We start from the raw sequence: 242 nt of genomic DNA, 5'->3' as shown, positions 1-242 counted from the left end.
ACAATGGCCAGATCCTTCACAACAAACCGGATCACACCGTAAACTTGTTGTTCAAATGAATCATAGATCCGACCAGCGCTCCGACATCCTTTAGGCACCGTATGCGTGCTGTTCGCAACGTAACCGATCTTTCCAAGCGGAGGAATCACCGCCTGGATCGCCTCCTCGTCATACGGATTGCCCGGATCTTTAATAAGCTGCACGACCATCCCCGGCTTCAAAAAACTTGCGCCGAAATAATG

General features: G+C 50.4%; 1 protein-coding gene. It reads right to left on the bottom strand.

Going from position 1 to position 242, the window contains the following annotated elements:
• Positions 1–242, bottom strand: a 242-nt coding sequence (locus ACSNOG_RS33920) for a hypothetical protein (RefSeq protein WP_436756506.1), incomplete at both ends; no start/stop codon positions are given.

The sequence above is a fragment of the Streptomyces sp. URMC 124 genome, assembly GCF_051386455.1.
Classification (GTDB): domain Bacteria; phylum Actinomycetota; class Actinomycetes; order Streptomycetales; family Streptomycetaceae; genus Streptomyces.
This window is presented reverse-complemented; position numbering and strand designations above follow the sequence as displayed.